Annotated in this window: 16 protein-coding genes and 2 tRNA genes; 4 read left to right on the forward strand and 14 right to left on the reverse strand. The window is 54.4% G+C overall.

Annotated elements, in window-relative coordinates:
* Positions 1–186 precede the first annotated feature (186 nt).
* From ubiU to SP99_RS19490, 3 genes are all read left to right on the forward strand, one after another.
* Positions 187–1,182 carry a ubiquinone anaerobic biosynthesis protein UbiU gene (gene ubiU, locus SP99_RS19480; RefSeq protein ID WP_025756722.1) on the forward strand — a complete coding sequence of 332 codons (996 nt, stop codon included), beginning with the start codon at positions 187–189 and terminating at the stop codon, positions 1,180–1,182.
* Between the two features lie 7 nt (positions 1,183–1,189).
* Positions 1,190–2,068 carry a U32 family peptidase gene (locus SP99_RS19485; RefSeq protein ID WP_047959534.1) on the forward strand — a complete coding sequence of 293 codons (879 nt, stop codon included), beginning with the start codon at positions 1,190–1,192 and terminating at the stop codon, positions 2,066–2,068.
* A gap of 78 nt (positions 2,069–2,146) precedes the next feature.
* On the forward strand, positions 2,147–3,154 hold the full coding sequence (locus SP99_RS19490; protein WP_047959535.1) for a luciferase-like monooxygenase: 1,008 nt from the start codon (positions 2,147–2,149) through the stop codon (positions 3,152–3,154).
* A gap of 85 nt (positions 3,155–3,239) precedes the next feature.
* On the opposite strand, the gene mtr is transcribed toward SP99_RS19490, so the two are convergent.
* The 12 genes from mtr to SP99_RS19545 all read right to left on the reverse strand — a co-directional run bounded on the left by mtr (position 3,240) and on the right by SP99_RS19545 (position 16,940).
* Positions 3,240–4,484, reverse strand: coding sequence for a tryptophan permease (mtr, locus tag SP99_RS19495; protein WP_047959860.1), 1,245 nt, complete (start codon positions 4,482–4,484; stop codon positions 3,240–3,242).
* Positions 4,485–4,626: 142 nt separating this feature from the next.
* Positions 4,627–6,522 carry a DEAD/DEAH family ATP-dependent RNA helicase gene (locus SP99_RS19500; RefSeq protein WP_025756718.1) on the reverse strand — a complete coding sequence of 632 codons (1,896 nt, stop codon included), beginning with the start codon at positions 6,520–6,522 and terminating at the stop codon, positions 4,627–4,629.
* On the reverse strand, positions 6,515–6,595 hold the full coding sequence (gene yrbN / locus SP99_RS25395) for a protein YrbN (RefSeq protein ID WP_100122156.1): 81 nt from the start codon (positions 6,593–6,595) through the stop codon (positions 6,515–6,517). The genes SP99_RS19500 and yrbN overlap by 8 nt, the downstream gene beginning before the upstream one ends.
* 107 nt (positions 6,596–6,702) lie before the next feature.
* The gene (gene nlpI, locus SP99_RS19505) at positions 6,703–7,587 is read right to left on the reverse strand and encodes a lipoprotein NlpI (RefSeq protein ID WP_013098912.1); all 885 of its coding nucleotides are present in this window, start codon (positions 7,585–7,587) and stop codon (positions 6,703–6,705) included.
* A gap of 108 nt (positions 7,588–7,695) precedes the next feature.
* The gene (gene pnp, locus SP99_RS19510; RefSeq protein ID WP_047959536.1) at positions 7,696–9,834 is read right to left on the reverse strand and encodes a polyribonucleotide nucleotidyltransferase; all 2,139 of its coding nucleotides are present in this window, start codon (positions 9,832–9,834) and stop codon (positions 7,696–7,698) included.
* A 242-nt stretch (positions 9,835–10,076) separates the two neighbouring features.
* Positions 10,077–10,346 carry a 30S ribosomal protein S15 gene (rpsO, locus tag SP99_RS19515; RefSeq protein ID WP_003861789.1) on the reverse strand — a complete coding sequence of 90 codons (270 nt, stop codon included), beginning with the start codon at positions 10,344–10,346 and terminating at the stop codon, positions 10,077–10,079.
* Between the two features lie 154 nt (positions 10,347–10,500).
* Entirely contained in the window at positions 10,501–11,451 is a 951-nt protein-coding gene (gene truB / locus SP99_RS19520; RefSeq protein ID WP_047959537.1) for a tRNA pseudouridine(55) synthase TruB, read from the reverse strand.
* On the reverse strand, positions 11,451–11,855 hold the full coding sequence (gene rbfA, locus SP99_RS19525; protein ID WP_003024988.1) for a 30S ribosome-binding factor RbfA: 405 nt from the start codon (positions 11,853–11,855) through the stop codon (positions 11,451–11,453). Before rbfA ends, truB begins: the two co-directional genes overlap by 1 nt.
* Positions 11,856–11,957: 102 nt before the next feature.
* Complete coding sequence (gene infB / locus SP99_RS19530; RefSeq protein ID WP_025756714.1) at positions 11,958–14,648, reverse strand: translation initiation factor IF-2; 2,691 nt, start codon at positions 14,646–14,648, stop codon at positions 11,958–11,960.
* Between the two features lie 24 nt (positions 14,649–14,672).
* A complete protein-coding gene (gene nusA, locus SP99_RS19535) occupies positions 14,673–16,175 on the reverse strand; it encodes a transcription termination factor NusA (RefSeq protein WP_003861798.1) in 1,503 nt (500 codons plus the stop codon).
* Between the two features lie 28 nt (positions 16,176–16,203).
* The gene (gene rimP / locus SP99_RS19540; RefSeq protein ID WP_014833432.1) at positions 16,204–16,656 is read right to left on the reverse strand and encodes a ribosome maturation factor RimP; all 453 of its coding nucleotides are present in this window, start codon (positions 16,654–16,656) and stop codon (positions 16,204–16,206) included.
* Positions 16,657–16,863: 207 nt separating this feature from the next.
* A tRNA-Met gene (locus SP99_RS19545) sits at positions 16,864–16,940 on the reverse strand.
* A 287-nt stretch (positions 16,941–17,227) separates the two neighbouring features.
* On the opposite strand from SP99_RS19545, the gene argG reads away from it, so the two are divergent.
* Positions 17,228–18,574, forward strand: coding sequence for an argininosuccinate synthase (argG, locus tag SP99_RS19550; protein ID WP_047959538.1), 1,347 nt, complete (start codon positions 17,228–17,230; stop codon positions 18,572–18,574).
* A 186-nt stretch (positions 18,575–18,760) separates the two neighbouring features.
* Here argG and SP99_RS19555 read toward each other — a convergent pair.
* Both SP99_RS19555 and secG read right to left on the reverse strand, forming a co-directional pair.
* Positions 18,761–18,847, reverse strand: a tRNA-Leu gene (locus SP99_RS19555).
* A gap of 9 nt (positions 18,848–18,856) precedes the next feature.
* Positions 18,857–19,189, reverse strand: coding sequence for a preprotein translocase subunit SecG (secG, locus tag SP99_RS19560; protein ID WP_045284760.1), 333 nt, complete (start codon positions 19,187–19,189; stop codon positions 18,857–18,859).
* Positions 19,190–19,389 lie beyond the last annotated feature (200 nt).

The raw sequence follows: 19,389 nt of genomic DNA on the forward strand, positions 1-19,389 counted from the left end.
TCCCGCTATTTTGCCATATCCGGCACATAACATAGCGGCGTAAATCAACAAACCGTCGTCCGGTGACGCTCATTATTGGTGCCATCAATACGCCATTAGCTGCCTTAAATCAAAAATTGTCGCGTATGGGTTAATTAAAATCCCAGTTCGTTAACATTTTTGCGATCGACTACATCAGGATAAATTATGGAGCTGCTCTGCCCTGCCGGAAACCTTCCGGCGCTTAAGGCGGCCATCGAAAATGGGGCCGATGCGGTCTATATCGGGCTGAAAGATGATACTAACGCCCGCCATTTTGCTGGCCTCAACTTTACGGAGAAAAAGCTTCAGGAAGCCGTTAACTTCGTTCACCAGCACCGCCGCAAACTGCACATCGCCATTAATACCTTTGCCCATCCTGACGGCTACGCCCGCTGGCAGCGCGCGGTGGATATGGCCGCACAGCTGGGAGCCGATGCGCTGATTCTGGCCGACCTCGCCATGCTTGAGTATGCGGCAGAACGCTATCCCCATATTGAGCGCCACGTCTCTGTTCAGGCATCTGCCACCAACGAAGAGGCCGTACGTTTTTATCACCGAAACTTTGACGTAGCCCGCGTGGTGCTGCCGCGCGTACTCTCTATTCATCAGGTTAAGCAACTCGCGCGCGTCACGCCAGTGCCGCTGGAAGTTTTTGCCTTTGGCAGCCTGTGCATCATGGCTGAAGGCCGTTGTTATCTCTCCTCCTATTTAACCGGTGAATCACCCAATACCGTCGGGGCCTGCTCCCCTGCCCGTTTTGTTCGCTGGCAGCAAACACCGCAGGGGCTGGAGTCTCGTCTGAATGAGGTGCTGATCGACCGCTATCAGGACGGCGAAAATGCCGGTTATCCAACCCTCTGTAAAGGGCGCTATCTGGTCGACGGACAGCGTTACCACGCGCTGGAAGAGCCCACCAGCCTCAATACGCTTGAGCTGCTGCCGGAACTGCTGGCGGCCAATATTGCCTCGGTGAAAATCGAAGGTCGCCAGCGCAGCCCGGCCTACGTGAGCCAGGTTGCGAAAGTGTGGCGTCAGGCCATTGACCGCTGTATGGCGGATCCGCAGCACTACGCCCCGCAGCCGGCATGGATGGAGACGCTGGGGTCGATGTCTGAAGGCACGCAAACCACGCTGGGCGCGTATCACCGTAAATGGCAGTGAGAAAATCATGAAATATTCATTAGGGCCCGTTCTCTACTACTGGCCAAAAGAGACGCTGGAAGACTTTTATCAACAGGCCGCCAGCAGCAGCGCCGATGTGATTTACCTCGGCGAAGCGGTGTGCAGCAAGCGCCGGGCCACCAAAGTGGGCGACTGGCTGGAGATGGCGAAAACCCTCGCCGGAAGCGGCAAACAGGTGGTGCTTTCGACGCTCGCCCTGGTACAGGCCTCTTCTGAACTGGGCGAACTAAAACGCTATGTGGAGAACGGCGAGTTCCTGCTGGAAGCGAGCGATCTCGGCGTGGTGAACATGTGCGCCGAACGCAGGCTGCCGTTTGTCGCGGGTCATGCACTGAACTGCTATAACGCCGTGACCCTGCGCCTGTTGCTGAAACAGGGAATGATGCGCTGGTGCATGCCGGTTGAGCTCTCGCGTGACTGGCTGGCAAACCTGCTCACACAGTGTGATGAATTGGGCATTCGCAATCAGTTTGAAGTGGAAGTGCTGAGCTACGGGCATCTGCCGCTGGCCTATTCCGCCCGCTGCTTTACCGCGCGATCGGAAGACCGTCCGAAAGACGAGTGCGAAACCTGCTGCATTAAGTACCCGAACGGGCGCAGCATGCTGTCGCAGGAGAATCAGCAGGTGTTTGTCCTGAACGGCATTCAGACCATGAGCGGCTATGTCTATAACCTCGGCAACGAGCTGGCGTCGATGGACGGGCTGGTAGACATGGTGCGTTTATCCCCTCTGGATACTGGTGTGTTCGCCATGCTGGATGCCTTCCGCGCCAATGAAAACGGTGCCGCGCCGCTGGCGCTGCAGGCTAACAGCGACTGCAACGGCTACTGGCGACGTCTCGCCGGGCTGGAGCTGCAGGCGTAAAAAAGGCTCACTTTGTTAACAACGGTTATCATTTTTTAATGCACTATTAATGATTGACCGTCGACAAAGTGAGCTGTTATGACTGACAAAACCCTTCCGTTTTCGGTGCTGGATCTGGCGCCGATCCCTCAAGGCTCCTCGGCACGAGAAGCCTTTTCGCACTCGCTCGATCTCGCTCAACTGGCCGAAAAACGTGGCTATCACCGTTACTGGCTGGCCGAGCACCACAACATGGTCGGCATCGCCAGTGCGGCAACCTCGGTTCTGATTGGCTATCTGGCGGCAAATACGACCACCCTGCACCTGGGCTCCGGCGGCGTGATGCTGCCTAACCATGCCCCGCTGGTGATTGCCGAGCAGTTTGGCACGCTGAATACCCTCTATCCGGGCCGTATAGATTTAGGGCTTGGCCGTGCGCCGGGGAGTGACCAGCCCACCATGCGCGCCCTGCGCCGCCATATGAGCGGCGATATCGACAACTTCCCGCGCGACGTGGCGGAACTGGTGGACTGGTTCGATGCGCGAGACCCGAACCCGCACGTGCGCCCGGTGCCCGGTTATGGTGAGAAGATCCCGGTCTGGCTGTTAGGCTCAAGTCTGTATAGCGCGCAGCTCGCCGCACAGCTGGGGCTGCCGTTTGCGTTTGCCTCGCACTTCGCGCCGGATATGCTGCATCAGGCGCTGCATCTTTACCGCACCCATTTCAAACCGTCTGAGCGTCTGGAGAAACCGTACGCGATGGTGTGTATCAACATCATTGCCGCCGACAGCAATCGCGACGCGGAATTCTTGTTTACCTCCATGCAGCAGGCGTTTGTGAAGCTGCGTCGTGGTGAGACGGGCCAGCTTCCGCCGCCAGTGGAAAATATGCATCAGCTCTGGTCAGCCTCCGAGCAGTATGGTGTTCAACAGGCGCTGAGCATGTCACTGGTGGGTGATAAAGCGAAGGTGCGTCACGGGCTGGAAGCGGTGCTGCGTGAGACGCAGGCCGATGAGATTATGGTTAACGGCCAGATCTTCGATCACCAGGCGCGTTTGCACTCCTTTGAGCTGGCGATGCAGGTGAAAGAGGAGCTGGTGGGGTAGCCCTTTTGCCCGGTGGCGCTTCGCTTACCGGGCCTACGGGATCGCGTAGGCTGGATAAGGCGTAGCCGCCATCCGGCACAAAAACTTACTGATACACAGGCAACAGGTTAAAACTCGACAGCACGTGAACCAGCGCGTTACCCACCCCAAATACCAGAATCAGTACAATCATCGGTTTGCCGCCCCAGACGCGGAATTTAGGGCTGCCGAAGCGTTTACGTGATTTGCGGGCCAGCAGCGCCGGCACAATTGCCGCCCAGATGGTCGCCGCCAGACCGGCATAGCCGATGGCGTACAGGAAGCCGTTCGGCCACAGCAGGCCACCCGCGACTGGAGGCAGGAAGGTCAGCAGCGCAGTTTTGAAGCGTCCCATCGCGGAGTCATCGAAGCCAAACAGATCCGCCAGGTAGTCAAACAGGCCCAGTGTCACGCCGAGGAACGAGCTCGCCACCGCAAAGTTGGAGAACACTACCAGCAGCAGATCCAGGCTACGGCTGTTCAGAACGCCGCTCAGCGCCTGCACCAGCACATCAATGTTACCGCCCTTCTGCGCAATGCCGATAAATTCCGGACGCGGGATGTTGCCCATGGTTCCCAGCAGCCAGATGACATACAACCCCAGCGCCAGCAGCGTACCGTAGACCAGACATTTCACGATAGTGCGCGGATCTTTGCCGTAGTACTTCATCAGGCTCGGCACATTACCGTGGTAGCCAAACGAGGCCAGGCAAAACGGCAGCGTCATCAGCAAATACGGCGTGTACGAGGTGTTCACCTCGGCGACATTAAACAGCGTTGCCGGCGTCACGTGCCCCAGCAGGCTGCCGAACGTCAGGAAGAAGGTAATCACCTTTGCACCCAGTACAATGGCCGTCATCCGGCTCACCGCTTTGGTACTCATCCAGACGATAAACGCCACGCCCAGTGCAAAGCACAATCCTGCCAGACGCGCCGGAACGTTCAGCGACATCTCCGAGAAGGTGTGATGCAGAATCGAGCCGCTCGCCGAAATGTAGGCGTAAGTCAGGATGTACAGGACAAACGCGATGGAGAGTCCATTGACCAGGTTCCAGCCTTTGCCTAAGAGATCTTTGGTGATGGTGTCGAAGCTCGCGCCAATGCGGTAGTTCAGGTTGGCTTCGAGGATCATCAGCCCGGAATGAAGCATACAGAACCAGGTAAAGACCAGCGCGGCCAGCGACCAGAAGAACCACGCACCGGACATGACCACGGGCAGGGAAAACATCCCGGCACCTATAATGGTTCCGCCGATGATCACCACGCCGCCAAGCAGCGAAGGTGACGTTTGGGTGGTGGTTAGTGTCGCCATACAGCCTTTTCTCCAGTCAATCATGCGGTTCTGCATTTTAATGCGACGCACTGTACCAGTACAAGAGTACAAAGGGAATAAAAAAAGCCCCGATAGCGTCTATCGGGGCTGTATATTTTACTTTACGTCAGAAGTGCAAGGCTTACGCGTCACCGAAACGACGACGGCTGGTGCCTTCTTCACGACGTGGGCCACGGTTTTCGCGACGCTCGCCGGAGAAACGACGACCTTCACCACCGCGACCTTCGCTGCGACCACCTTCACGACGCTCGCCACCGAAACCGCGACCACCGCCACGACGTTCGCCGCCACGGTCAGGACGTGGCTGTGCATCGCCCAGCAGCTGCATGTTCATCGGCTTGTTCAGGATGCGGGTACGCGTAAAGTGCTGCAGTACTTCACCCGGCATGCCTTTTGGCAGCTCAATGGTAGAGTGGGATGCGAACAGCTTGATATTACCGATGTAACGGCTGCTGATGTCGCCTTCGTTGGCGATCGCGCCAACGATGTGACGCACTTCAACGCCATCATCACGGCCCACTTCAATGCGGTACAGCTCCATATCACCCGCATCGCGACGTTCACGACGTGGACGGTCTTCACCACCACGCTCTGGACGGTCGCCACGTGGGCCACGATCGTTACGGTCGCCACGACGTTCGAAGCGATCGTCACGGTCACGGAATTCACGCTTAGGACGCATCGGTGCATCTGGTGGCACGATCAGGCTACGTTCGCCCTGCGCCATCTTCAGCAGTGCTGCTGCCAGGGTTTCCATATCCAGCTCTTCGCCTTCAGCAACAGGCTGGATCTGGGACAGCAGCGCACGGTACTGATCCAGATCGCTGCTTTCCAGCTGCTGCTGGACTTTCGCGGCGAATTTTTCCAGACGGCGTTTGCCCAGCAGCTCTGCGTTTGGCAGATCGGCTTCTGGAATGGTCAGCTTCATGGTGCGTTCGATATTACGCAGCAGACGACGCTCGCGGTTCTCAACGAACAGCAGCGCACGGCCCGCACGACCCGCACGACCGGTACGACCGATACGGTGAACGTAAGACTCGGAATCCATCGGGATGTCGTAGTTAACCACCAGGCTGATACGCTCAACGTCCAGGCCACGTGCTGCCACGTCGGTTGCAATCAGGATATCCAGACGACCGTCTTTCAGACGCTCCAGCGTCTGCTCACGCAGGGCCTGGTTCATATCGCCGTTCAGCGCTGCGCTGTTGTAGCCGCTACGCTCCAGGGCTTCAGCCACTTCCAGGGTCGCGTTTTTGGTACGAACGAAGATGATCGCCGCATCAAAATCTTCCGCTTCCAGGAAACGTACCAGCGCTTCGTTTTTGCGCATGCCGTACACAGACCAGTAGCTCTGGCTGATGTCCGGGCGAGTCGTCACGCTGGACTGAATACGCACTTCCTGCGGCTCTTTCATGAAGCGGCGGGTAATGCGACGGATAGCTTCAGGCATGGTGGCAGAGAACAGCGCGGTCTGATGACCGTCCGGGATCTGCGCCATGATGGTTTCAACGTCTTCGATGAAGCCCATACGCAGCATTTCATCTGCTTCGTCCAGTACCAGACCGCTCAGTTTAGAGAGATCCAGCGTACCGCGCTTCAGGTGATCCAGCAGACGGCCCGGCGTACCGACAACAATCTGTGGGCCCTGGCGCAGAGCGCGTAACTGCACGTCATAACGCTGGCCGCCGTACAGGGCTACCACGTTTACGCCGCGCATATGTTTAGAGAATTCCGTCATGGCTTCAGCAACCTGAACAGCCAGTTCACGGGTTGGAGCCAGGACGAGGATCTGCGGTGCACGCAGGTCCGGATCAATGTTGTTCAGCAGCGGCAGCGAGAACGCTGCAGTTTTACCGCTACCAGTCTGGGCCATGCCCAGCACGTCACGACCAGAAAGCAGGTGTGGGATACACTCAGCCTGGATCGGAGATGGTTTTTCGTAACCCAGATCGTTAAGGGCTTCAAGGATAGGAGCCTTCAGGCCCAGATCTGCAAAAGTGGTTTCGAATTCAGCCATGTAGTACGAGTGCCTCAATGTCAATGGCGGCCAGTCTACTTAGCTCATCGTGAAAATGATTAGCAATTTTCATTGAAAAGTGTGAACCGGCTCAAAGTAGGTGTATTGACGAACAACAACGCCCTCACCAGTTAAGGTGATGGCAATCAAAAGATTACGGGCTGATGTTTATGTCGTCAGCTATTGCTGGTCCGATTCTGCCAGGTCGTCTTGCTCCTGGCCCAAGAGCGATAATTCCAACAATGCATAACGGTGCTCAACGAAGTTGTGTACGTTGTTAGCAACCGCTAATTTGAACAGTGCCGTAGCGCTGTCCTTATCCCCCAGACTTAGGTAGTACTTACCTAAATAGAAGTTGGTTTCACTGAGATGCTCAGCGAGCGAGGTGTTATCCGTTGCGTCCGCCTTGAGGCGTTCCATCAGCGTTGCTTCGCTAATGTTGCCCAGGTAGAACTCGACAATGTTCCATCCCCACTGTTCCTTATCCGATTTATCGAAGCGCTGTTTCAGTGCCTCTTTTGCCTGCTTCTCATCGAGCTTCTGCTCAACGATGTAAAGCCACAGGCTACGGAAAGGATCATTAGGATCGTCTTGATAAAACGCCAGCAGATCATCTTGCGCTAACTTATCACGACCGCCGTAATACAATGCGATACCGCGATTCAAGTGCGCGTAGTTGTAAGTTGGATCAAGCTCAAGTACAGAATCAAACGCTTCATAGGCAGCATCAAAATTGCCTGCCTGCGTTAAATAAATGCCTAAGTAATTGAATACTTCAGGCATATCAGGTCGGATAGCCAGCGCTTGTGAAAAATCATTCCGCGCTAATGCCCTCAGACCAAGACTATCATACAACACTCCGCGCTCATATAAAAGCTGTGCGCGTTCGTCATCGGTTAAAGCCCGACTGGCAAGTATTTGTTCCATGCGTGCCAGAATCACTTCCTGCTGCAAAGTCGGTTGCAATGGCACTGCGAGGACTTCGCTCTTACGCCAGGCAGAGTTGCTGCATCCTGCCAGCGTTAAAGCTGTCGCAACGAAACACCAGCGCAAAAAAGGCTTCATTTCCCACTCCCGAAGACAACTATTGGATGAACGTCCTGTCCCCCGGCGGCTTAACAAGGCGTCCTGCCTGATACCAGGCCCTCCGCGAAGCGGAGGGCAAATCGCAACTTACTCGCCTTGCTGTTCTGCAGCCTGTGCTTCAGGCGCAGCAGCTGGCTGAGACTGCTCAGTTGCTTCTTTAATGCTCAGACGGATACGGCCCTGGCGATCAACTTCCAGAACTTTAACCGGTACTTCCTGACCCATCTGCAGGTAATCGGTCACTTTCTCAACGCGCTTGTCAGCGATCTGAGAAATGTGAACCAGACCTTCTTTACCGCCACCGATGGCCACAAATGCGCCAAAGTCAACGATACGGGTCACTTTACCACTGTAGATACGGCCCACTTCGATTTCTGCGGTGATCTCTTCGATACGACGGATCGCGAATTTCGCTTTCTCGCCGTCGGTTGCTGCGATTTTCACAGTACCGTCATCTTCGATTTCGATCGTGGTGCCCGTCTCTTCGGTCAGCGCACGGATAACGGAACCGCCCTTACCGATAACATCTTTGATCTTGTCTGGATTGATCTTGATGGTGTGAATGCGCGGAGCGAATTCAGAGATATCACCACGCGGCGCGTTAATCGCCTGTTCCATCACGCCCAGGATGTGCAGACGTGCACCTTTAGCCTGGTTCAGAGCAACCTGCATGATCTCTTTGGTGATACCTTCAATTTTGATATCCATCTGCAGCGCAGAGATACCGTCGCGGGAACCCGCCACTTTGAAGTCCATATCGCCCAGGTGGTCTTCGTCGCCCAGAATGTCAGACAGAACAACATAGTTGTCGCCTTCTTTCACCAGACCCATTGCGATACCCGCAACGGCGGCTTTGATTGGCACGCCTGCATCCATCAGCGCCAGAGAGGCACCACATACGGAAGCCATAGAAGAAGAACCGTTGGATTCGGTAATTTCAGAAACCACACGGACGGTGTACGGGAATTTGTCCGCATCTGGCATCACAGCCAGCACACCGCGCTTCGCCAGACGACCGTGACCAATTTCACGACGCTTCGGCGAGCCAACCATACCGGTTTCACCAACGGAGTACGGAGGGAAGTTATAGTGGAACAGGAAGCTGTCAGTGCGCTCGCCCATCAGTTCGTCGATGATCTGCGCGTCACGTGCAGTACCCAGCGTCGCAGTTACCAGCGCCTGCGTTTCACCACGGGTGAACAGCGCAGAACCGTGAGTACGTGGCAGCACGCCAGTACGCACATCCAGACCACGGATCATGTCTTTTTCACGGCCATCGATGCGTGGCTCACCTGCCAGCACGCGGCTACGCACCACGTTTTTCTCGATGGCATGCAGAATTTCGCTCAGCTCGTTAGCATCCAGCGTTTCGTCTTCAGCAACCAGCGTGGCGATGGTTTCGTCTTTGATCACGTCAACCTGAGCATAACGCTCCTGTTTGTCAGTGATACGGTAAGCATCGCTCAGGCGAGATTCTGCCAGTGCAGCAACGCGTGCGTTCAGCGCGTCGTTTGCTGCTTCAGGCTGCCAGTCCCAACGTGGTTTACCGGCTTCTTTCACCAGTTCGTTGATGTTCTGAATAACAACCTGCTGCTGGTCGTGGCCGAAGACCACAGCGCCCAGCATCTGGTCTTCGCTCAGCAGTTCAGCTTCGGATTCAACCATCAGCACAGCGGCTTCAGTACCGGCAACCACCAGGTCCAGCTTGCTCTCTTTCAGCTCTTCCTGAGTCGGGTTCAGTACGTACTGGTCGTTGATGTAACCCACGCGCGCCGCACCGATTGGGCCATTGAATGGAATACCAGACAGTGACAGGGCAGCAGATGCACCGATCATCGCAACGATGTCCGGGTTAACCTGTGGGTTAACGGACACAACGGTCGCGATAACCTGAACTTCGTTAACGAAGCCTTCCGGGAACAGCGGACGAACCGGGCGGTCAATCAGACGCGCGATCAGGGTTTCGCCTTCGCTTGGACGGCCTTCACGACGGAAGAAGCCACCCGGGATTTTACCGGCAGCGTAAGTACGCTCCTGGTAGTTAACGGTCAGAGGGAAGAAGTCCTGACCTGGTTTAGCTTTTTTCTGACCCACAACGGTAACGAATACCGCGGTGTCATCCATGCTTACCATAACGGCAGCAGTAGCCTGACGAGCCATCATACCGGTTTCCAGCGTGACGGTATGTTGACCATACTGGAATTTACGAACGATCGGATTCAGCAAAATTCTGTCCTTTCTTAAATGTTTGACAGCACACCACCGGTGTGCTGTCGATTTGACCCGACCTTCTTCGCATCCTCGCGACTAATGACAACCAACACCCCCATGGGTGAAGCCTCTCATTAGCCGCGCGAACCTCTGCAATGAAGATCATTTATAGCAACAATACAATAGTTTCCAGTGAATTGCTGCCGTCTGGTTGAAAAAAGGGGCCATCAGGCCCCCTTTTCTGAAACTCGCAAGACTTAGCGACGCAGACCCAGACGCTCGATCAGCGCGGTGTAGCGTGCAACATCTTTACGTTTCAGGTAGTCGAGCAGTTTACGACGCTGAGAAACCATACGCAGCAGACCACGACGGCTGTGGTGATCTTTTTTGTGCTCTGCAAAGTGACCCTGCAGGTGGTTAATCTGTGCAGTCAGCAGTGCAACCTGAACTTCGGTAGAACCGCTGTCGTTAGTACCACGACCAAACTCAGAAACGATTTTAGCTTTAGCTTCAACGCTTAGAGACATTTTCAAACTCCAAAGTATAAAGAATGTAAGGGTGCCGATCTCTAATTCAGCGACCCCATGTACGCCTCGCGGATTGTTAAACAATTCACCAGGCGTTAAGCGGCGATATTCTACTCGTCTCCCCTGCTTATCGCAAGGTGAGCCGTTATCGCCGTCACGCGTCGACCGGATATTCGACGACCAGACGACGCGGCGCAACGCGCCCTTCGCCATCCATTTCGCCCATTCCGATGAACTTACCGTCGTCACCTTCTGTCACGCGAACCAGACCTTCCAGCGGCGCTTGCGCCGTACGAACCGGGTTGCCGTTCTTAAAGTAAACGGACGATGTTAAAGGAAGATTAACCACCGGGAAATCCGCTGCCGGGCTATCCATCGGCATCAGCAGAGGATCGAGCAAATCGGCCGGCGCAATCCCCTGCGCGTGTGCCTGTTCAACCAGCGCGTGCAGCTGTTCCAGGGTCACCATCCGCTCAACCGGGTATTTACTAACCGCCAGGCGACGCAGGTAGATCACATGCGCGCCACAGCCCAGCTTCTCGCCCAGGTCATCGATGATGGTACGAATATAGGTGCCTTTCGAACAGTGTACTTCCAGTTCCAGCTCATCACCTTCGTGGCGAATAAAGAGCAGCTCATACACGGTGATCGGACGGGCTTCACGCGGGACGTCGATACCCTGGCGCGCATATTCGTAGAGTTTTTTTCCCTGATATTTCAACGCCGAATACATCGATGGCACCTGCATCGTGTCCCCGCGGAAGCTCTCCAGGGCAGCATCAAGCTGTTCCGCGCTGAACGTCACCGGGCGCTCTTCGACCACCTGGCCATCGGCATCGGAGGTATCCGTGCGCTGGCCCAGTTTAGCGATAACGCGGTAACGTTTATCGGAGTCGAGCAGGTACTGGGAAAACTTTGTCGCCTCTCCCAGGCAGACCGGCAGCATGCCGGTTGCCAGCGGATCGAGCGCGCCAGTGTGGCCCGCACGGTTGGCGTTGTAAATGCGCTTCACTTTTTGCAGCACGTCGTTGCTGGAAGCGCCCTGGGGTTTATCCAGCAGCAGCACACCATGCACGTCGCGACCACGACGACGAGGACGACTCATCAGTCCTCCTTGCTGTCGTCCGCCGGGTTAACACGACGCTCGTCGTCATGTTTCACCACGCTGGTCACCAAGTTGGACATACGCATCCCTTCAACCAGCGAGTTGTCGTAGAAGAAGGTCAGTTCTGGAACGATACGCAGACGCATTGCTTTGCCGAGCAGAGAGCGGATGAAACCTGACGCTTCCTGCAGCGCTTTAATGCCGTTTTTCACTGCCGCTTCGTCCTGGTCGTTCAGGAAAGTGACAAACACCTTGGCATAGGCCAGGTCGCGGGACATTTCTACACCCGACACGGTGGTCATCATGCCGACGCGGGGGTCTTTAATTTCACGTTGCAGAATGAGGGCGATCTCTTTCTGCATTTCCTGCGCGACGCGCTGTGGGCGACCAAACTCTTTCGCCATAATAAATTCTCCAGACAAAAAAGGGGCATTCAAGCCCCTTTTGAAATAGTTGCCGGGTGGCGCTTCGCTTACCCGGCTTACAATCAGCAATCTTAACGAAGATTAAGCGATGGTACGCTGGATTTCGATGATCTCGAACACTTCGATCATATCGCCTACGCGAACGTCGTTGTAGTTCTTCACGCCGATACCACATTCCATGCCGTTACGGACTTCGTTAACGTCATCTTTGAAGCGGCGCAGGGATTCCAGCTCGCCTTCATAGATAACCACGTTATCGCGCAGAACGCGGATTGGGTTGTGACGTTTGATGGTACCTTCGGTAACCATACAGCCCGCGATTGCACCGAATTTCGGTGATTTGAAGACGTCACGTACTTCAGCCAGACCGATGATCTGCTGTTTCAGCTCAGGCGACAGCATACCGCTCATCGCTGCTTTCACTTCGTCGATCAGGTTATAGATGACGGAGTAGTAACGCAGATCCAGGCTTTCAGCTTCGATCACGCGGCGAGCAGAAGCATCAGCACGCACGTTGAAGCCAACCAGGATGGCGTTGGACGCAGCAGCCAGGGTAGCGTCGGTTTCGGTGATACCACCGACACCAGAACCGATGATCTTCACTTTCACTTCGTCAGTCGACAGTTTCAGTAAGGAGTCGGAGATCGCTTCCACAGAGCCCTGAACGTCAGCTTTCAGTACGACGTTCACTTCATGAACTTCGCCTTCAGCCATGTTCGCGAACATGTTCTCGAGTTTAGATTTCTGCTGACGAGCCAGTTTAACTTCACGGAATTTGCCCTGACGATACAGTGCAACTTCACGCGCTTTCTTCTCGTCACGCACAACGGTCACTTCGTCACCGGCAGCCGGTACACCGGACAGGCCAAGGATTTCCACTGGAATGGACGGACCTGCTTCCAGCACTTCCTGACCTAGTTCGTTACGCATCGCACGCACGCGACCGTATTCGAAACCACACAGAACGATATCGCCTTTATGCAGGGTACCTTCACGAACCAGAACGGTAGCAACCGGGCCACGGCCTTTGTCCAGGAAGGATTCGATAACCGCACCGCTCGCCATACCGTTACGGATGGCTTTCAGCTCCAGAACTTCAGCCTGCAGCAGGATCGCATCCAGCAGATCGTCGATACCGGTACCCGCTTTCGCAGACACGTGTACGAACTGGCTTTCGCCGCCCCACTCTTCCGGCAGGATGCCGTACTGGGACAGTTCGTTTTTAACACGATCCGGATCTGCTTCTGGTTTATCGATCTTGTTCACTGCAACCACAACCGGCACACCCGCCGCTTTCGCGTGCTGGATAGCTTCGATGGTTTGTGGCATTACGCCGTCGTCTGCAGCAACAACCAGAACAACGATATCCGTCGCCTGCGCACCACGAGCACGCATTGAGGTAAACGCGGCGTGGCCTGGGGTATCCAGGAAGGTGATCATGCCGTTGTCAGTTTCGACGTGGTATGCACCGATGTGCTGGGTAATACCACCCGCTTCACCGGAGGCCACTTTCGTAGAACGAATGTAGTCGAGCAGAGAGGTTTTACCGTGGTCAACGTGACCCATGATGGTCACTACCGGTGCGCGCGGTTCTGCCGCAGCACCCGTATCACGGTCGCTCATTACCGCTTCTTCCAGTTCGTTTTCACGACGCAGGATAACTTTGTGGCCCATCTCTTCAGCAACCAGCTGTGCGGTTTCCTGGTCGATTACCTGGTTGATGGTCGCCATAGCGCCCAGTTTCATCATCGCTTTGATGACCTGAGAGCCTTTTACCGCCATTTTGTTTGCCAGTTCGCCAACGGTGATGGTTTCGCCGATCACAACGTCACGGTTAACCGCCTGTGCTGGCTTCTGGAAGCCCTGCTGCAGAGAAGAACCTTTACGCTGTTTACCACCTTTACCGCCACGCACGGCTGCACGCGCTTCTTCACGGTCAGCTTTAGACTCGGCGTGTTTGTTGCCTTTTTTCGCCGGACGCGCCGCTTTCGCATTGCGACCACGGCCACGACCGCCTTCTACTTCACGGTCATTGTCATCTTCAGCCTGACGCGCATGCTGAGAAGTGGTCACGTGATAGTCGCTGGTATCTTCAGACTGCTCAGCGGTATCAACACCGTTCTTCTCGTTTTCTTCTGCCATACGGCGCGCTTCTTCAGCCACACGACGTGCTTCTTCTTCCAGCTTGCGGCGGGCTTCTTCTTCCGCTTTACGCTTCAGCTCGGCAGCTTCATTTTCACGGCGGGCTTTTTCAGCCTGGGCGGTTTTGGTCATTTCGTCTGTCTGTTGATTGCTCACTTTGTCTTTTTCCGCAGCGTCACGCTTCACTTTATCACTTGCGTCGCGTTTCGCTTTTTCTGCGGCCTCACGTTCAGCTTTTAATTCTGCCTCACGTTTGGCGGTTGCTTCCGCTTCACGCTGAGCTTGTTCTTCCGCTTCACGCTGTGCCTGCTCTTCCGCGGCAAGACGTTCTGCCTCTTGCGGATCACGTTTTACAAAGGTGCGCGTCTTGCGGACTTCAATTTGTACCGATTTACTTTTGCCACCGGTACCAGGGATATTCAACGTGCTACGCGTTTTGCGCTGCAGCGTCAGCTTGTCAGGCGTAGAGCCGTGTTCACGGTTCAGGTGCGTTAACAAGGTTTGTTTTTCTTGCGCGGTCACCGAGTCATCAGCGGACTTCGGGATCCCTGCATCAGCAAATTGCTGTACCAGGCGGTCCACGGAGGTCTGAATCTCAGCAGCCAGCGATTTTACAGTTACATCAGTCATGCTGTTCCTTCCTGCTACAGTTTATTACGCTTCGTCGCCGAACCAGCAAATATTACGTGCGGCCATGATGAGCTCGCCGGCTTTCTCGTCGGTTAAACCTTCGATATCAGCCAGGTCATCAACGCCTTGCTCAGCGAGATCTTCCAGCGTACAAACACCACGGGCAGCCAGCTTGAACGCAATCGCACGATCAAGACCTTCCAGATTCAGCAGGTCATCAGCCGGCTTTTTATCGCCAAGGCTTTCTTCCTGAGCCAGTGCCAGGGTGGTCAGTGCGTTTTTAGCGCGTTCACGCAGGGCTTCAACGGTTGGTTCATCCAGACCGTCGATTTCCAGCAGCTCTTTCATTGGCACATAGGCCAGTTCTTCCAGCGTAGAGAAACCTTCTTCAACCAGAACAGTGGCGAAATCTTCGTCAATATCCAGGTATTTAGTGAAGGTATCGATCGCCGCATGGGCTTCAGCCTGATGCTTAGCCTGCAGGTCATCAACGGTCATCACGTTGAGTTCCCAGCCGCTCAGCTGTGACGCCAGACGTACGTTCTGACCGTTACGGCCGATTGCCTGCGCCAGGTTGCCCGCTTCAACAGCGATATCCATAGTGTGTTTGTCTTCGTCAACAACGATAGACGCCACATCAGCTGGAGCCATTGCGTTGATCACGAACTGCGCCGGGTTGTCATCCCACAGAACGATATCAATACGTTCGCCGCCCAGCTCAGTAGAGACTGCCTGGACACGCGCACCACGCATACCGACGCAAGCACCGACCGGGTCGATACGCTTGTCGTTGGTTTTCACCGCAATTTTCGCGCGGGAGCCCGGATCGCGAGCCGCCGCTTTAATTTCGATAACTTCTTCACCGATTTCCGGTACTTCGATACGGAACAGTTCAACCAGCATTTCTGGTTTAGAACGGGTCACGAACAGCTGCGCACCGCGCGCTTCTGGACGGACAGCGTACAGAACACCACGGATACGGTCGCCTGGACGGAAGTTTTCACGCGGCAGCATATCTTCACGCAGGATCACGGCTTCAGCGTTACCCGGCAACCCTTCGGATTTGATCTCCAGGGAGATGTTGTCGCGGTTCACTTTTTTCACCACGCCGGTGATGATTTCGCCTTCCTGATCGCGGAACTGATCGACAACCAGCGCGCGCTCGGCTTCGCGCACTTTCTGCACGATAACCTGCTTGGCGGTCTGGGTAGTGATACGGTCGAAGGTCACTGATTCGATCTGATCTTCAACGTAGTCACCCACGTTCAGACTCTCGTCTTCAAAACGTGCCGCTTCCAGCGTGATTTCTTTGGTCGGCTGGGTCACTTCTTCAACGATTACCCAACGACGGAATGTATCGAAGTCACCGCTTTTACGATCGATTTCTACGCGAACATCGATCTCTTGCTCGTATTTTTTCTTGGTTGCTGTAGCCAGTGCACTTTCCAGCGCTTCGAAAATCTTCTCACGCGGCAGTGATTTCTCGTTGGAGACGGCTTCAACAACAGCCAAAATTTCTTTGTTCATCGCGGGCTTTTCACCTCAATCCAGACTGTTAAAAGTGGGGAACCAGGTTCGCCTTCTGGATATTACTCAGCGCGAACACTTCATCTTTGCCTTCGACTGTCACCGTGATCATTTCACCATCAACGGCTTTGATAATTCCCTGCCATTTACGGCGGTTCTGTACGGCCATACGCAGAACGAGAGCCACTTCTTCACCGGTAAAGCGCACATAGTGCTCGGCCGTGAACATCGGGCGATCGAGGCCAGGTGAGGAAACTTCCAGGTTGTACGCAACGGTAATCGGATCTTCAACATCAAGAACCGCACTCACCTGGTGGCTGACATCAGCACAATCATCAACATTGATGCCATCTTCACTATCAATATAGATGCGCAGCGTCGATGTACGGCCGCGAACGAATTCGATGCCGACCAGTTCGTAGCCCAGTGCTTCGACCGGTGCAGTAATCATCTCTGTTAATTTTTGCTCTAATGTGGACAAGCCCACCCCCAAGACATAAAAAAAGGGCGTAAAGCCCAGTTATTCTGTAGTCAGATAACAAAAAACCCCGATAAATCGGGGCTTTAGATAACTGAACCCTATAGCCACAACTGTGGCCTGGAGCACTCTCCGAAAGAAATTTTTCAAATCCAGCTACGAAGGCTCTAAGTCTTCACAGTATATTTGAAAAAGAACTTTATGGGAAAGTGGTTGCGGGGGCCGGATTTGAACCGACGACCTTCGGGTTATGAGCCCGACGAGCTACCAGGCTGCTCCACCCCGCGCCTGAAACGTGGCAAATTCTACGCGTTTTGGACAGAATTTGCAAATAATGCTGGGATTTGGTACCGAAGACGGGACGTAAAACCGGCGTTTAGTATATTGATAGTTGCCCCAACCTGTCAAGGTGACATCAGCCAGACAGAATAGACCAAAATTTTTACAAAAAACGCACGAGTCTCTTCCGGTCTTCGCCAAAAGATGATTAAATGAATACTCACTTATTTTGCATAAAAATGCACAAGAGAGCGAAAGCGGTCTCTAATCAGTCAATCAAGCAGGGTTTTATTCTATGACGACGATTCTCAAGCATCTTCCGGTAGGACAACGTATTGGCATCGCTTTCTCAGGCGGCCTGGATACCAGCGCTGCACTGCTGTGGATGCGCCAGAAGGGAGCGGTTCCGTATGCATATACTGCGAACCTGGGTCAGCCGGATGAGGACGACTATGATGCCATTCCTCGTCGCGCAAAAGAGTATGGTGCAGAGAACGCGCGCCTGATTGACTGCCGTAAGCAACTGGTCGCTGAAGGTATCGCGGCTATTCAGTGCGGTGCGTTCCATAACACCACCGGCGGCCTGACCTATTTCAACACCACTCCGCTGGGCCGTGCGGTTACCGGCACCATGCTGGTTGCCGCCATGAAAGAAGACGGCGTAAACATCTGGGGTGACGGTAGCACCTATAAAGGCAACGATATCGAACGTTTTTATCGTTATGGCCTGCTGACCAACGCCGAACTGCAGATTTACAAACCGTGGCTGGATACCGACTTCATCGACGAGCTGGGTGGTCGTCATGAGATGTCTGAGTTTATGATCGCCTGCGGTTTTGACTATAAGATGTCAGTCGAGAAGGCCTACTCTACCGACTCGAACATGCTGGGTGCGACGCACGAAGCAAAAGATCTGGAATTCCTGAACTCCAGCGTGAAGATCGTTAATCCCATCATGGGCGTGAAGTTCTGGGATGAGAGTGTCAAAATCCAGGCCGAAGAAGTGACCGTGCGTTTCGAACGCGGCCATCCGGTGGCGCTGAACGGTAAAACCTTCTCTGATGATGTCGAACTGATGCTGGAAGCTAACCGTATTGGTGGCCGTCACGGTCTGGGCATGAGCGATCAGATTGAAAACCGTATCATCGAAGCGAAAAGCCGCGGCATCTACGAAGCCCCGGGCATGGCGCTGCTACACATCGCTTACGAGCGTCTGCTGACCGGTATTCACAACGAAGACACCATCGAGCAGTATCACTCTCATGGCCGTCAGTTGGGTAAATTGCTGTATCAGGGCCGCTGGTTTGATCCACAGGCGCTGATGCTGCGTGATGCCCTGCAGCGTTGGGTGGCAAGTGCGATTACGGGTGAAGTGACTCTGGAACTGCGTCGCGGGAATGACTACTCCATCCTGAACACCGTGTCTGACAATCTGACTTACAAAGCAGAGCGTCTGACCATGGAGAAAGGCGAATCCGTCTTCTCGCCGGACGATCGTATTGGCCAGCTGACCATGCGTAACCTTGATATCACCGATACCCGTGAGAAGCTGTTCAACTATGTTGAGAACGGTTTGCTGTCAGCCAGTTCCGGTAACGGTCTGCCGCAGGTTGAAAACCTGGAGCACAGCGACAAGAAGTAATCCCTGATGTGACAAGCAAAAGGCGCCCAACAGGCGCCTTTTTTGTAGCTTTCCCAGGCCCGGTAAGCGCAGCGCCACCAGGCAAAAATGGCGGGTGGCGCTGCGCTTATCCGCCCTACAAAAGATCAGATCCACAGAATACAGACGAAAAAAAAGACGTCTTTCGACGTCTTTCTTCTGGAATATTGGTACCGAGGATGGGACTCGAACCCACAAGCCCGTTAGGGCACTACCACCTCAAGGTAGCGTGTCTACCAATTCCACCACCTCGGTACAGAATACTTAGTGCGGGATATCGCTGGTTGGCTTAGCCGGTGCAGCTGGCTGAGTCTGCTCAGTTTTTGCTGGCGCGCTCAGGTTTTCCCACTCGCTTCCTTTGTTGGTCTTGTTGCTGTTGATATTACCAAGCACCAGACTGATGATGAAGAACAGCGTAGCCAGAATCGCCGTTGTGCGGGTCATGAAGTTCGCAGAACCACTTGAACCGAACAGCGTACCGGAAGCGCCTGCTCCGAAGGAGGCTCCCATATCAGCGCCTTTACCTTGCTGCAGCATGATCAGCGCTACGAGAGCGATGGCTACAATAAGGAAAACAACTAAAAGAGCTTCGTACATAATCAACCTGTTCCTTGCGGATTTGCCGCATACCAATGCTTCGACCAATTAGCAGGATTTTTGTTTCCCACTGAAGCGGGTGTGAATACTAACCAAAGCGAATGACCTTCGCAAGGGCATTTTCGACGCATTGTATCAACTGCGGAAAAAAACAGCAAAAAGCCATTAATTGCTTAAAACCAAGGCGGCAAACGCCGCCT

The organism is Enterobacter sp. BIDMC92, assembly GCF_001030225.1.
GTDB classification, from domain to species: Bacteria; Pseudomonadota; Gammaproteobacteria; order Enterobacterales; family Enterobacteriaceae; genus Enterobacter; species Enterobacter sichuanensis.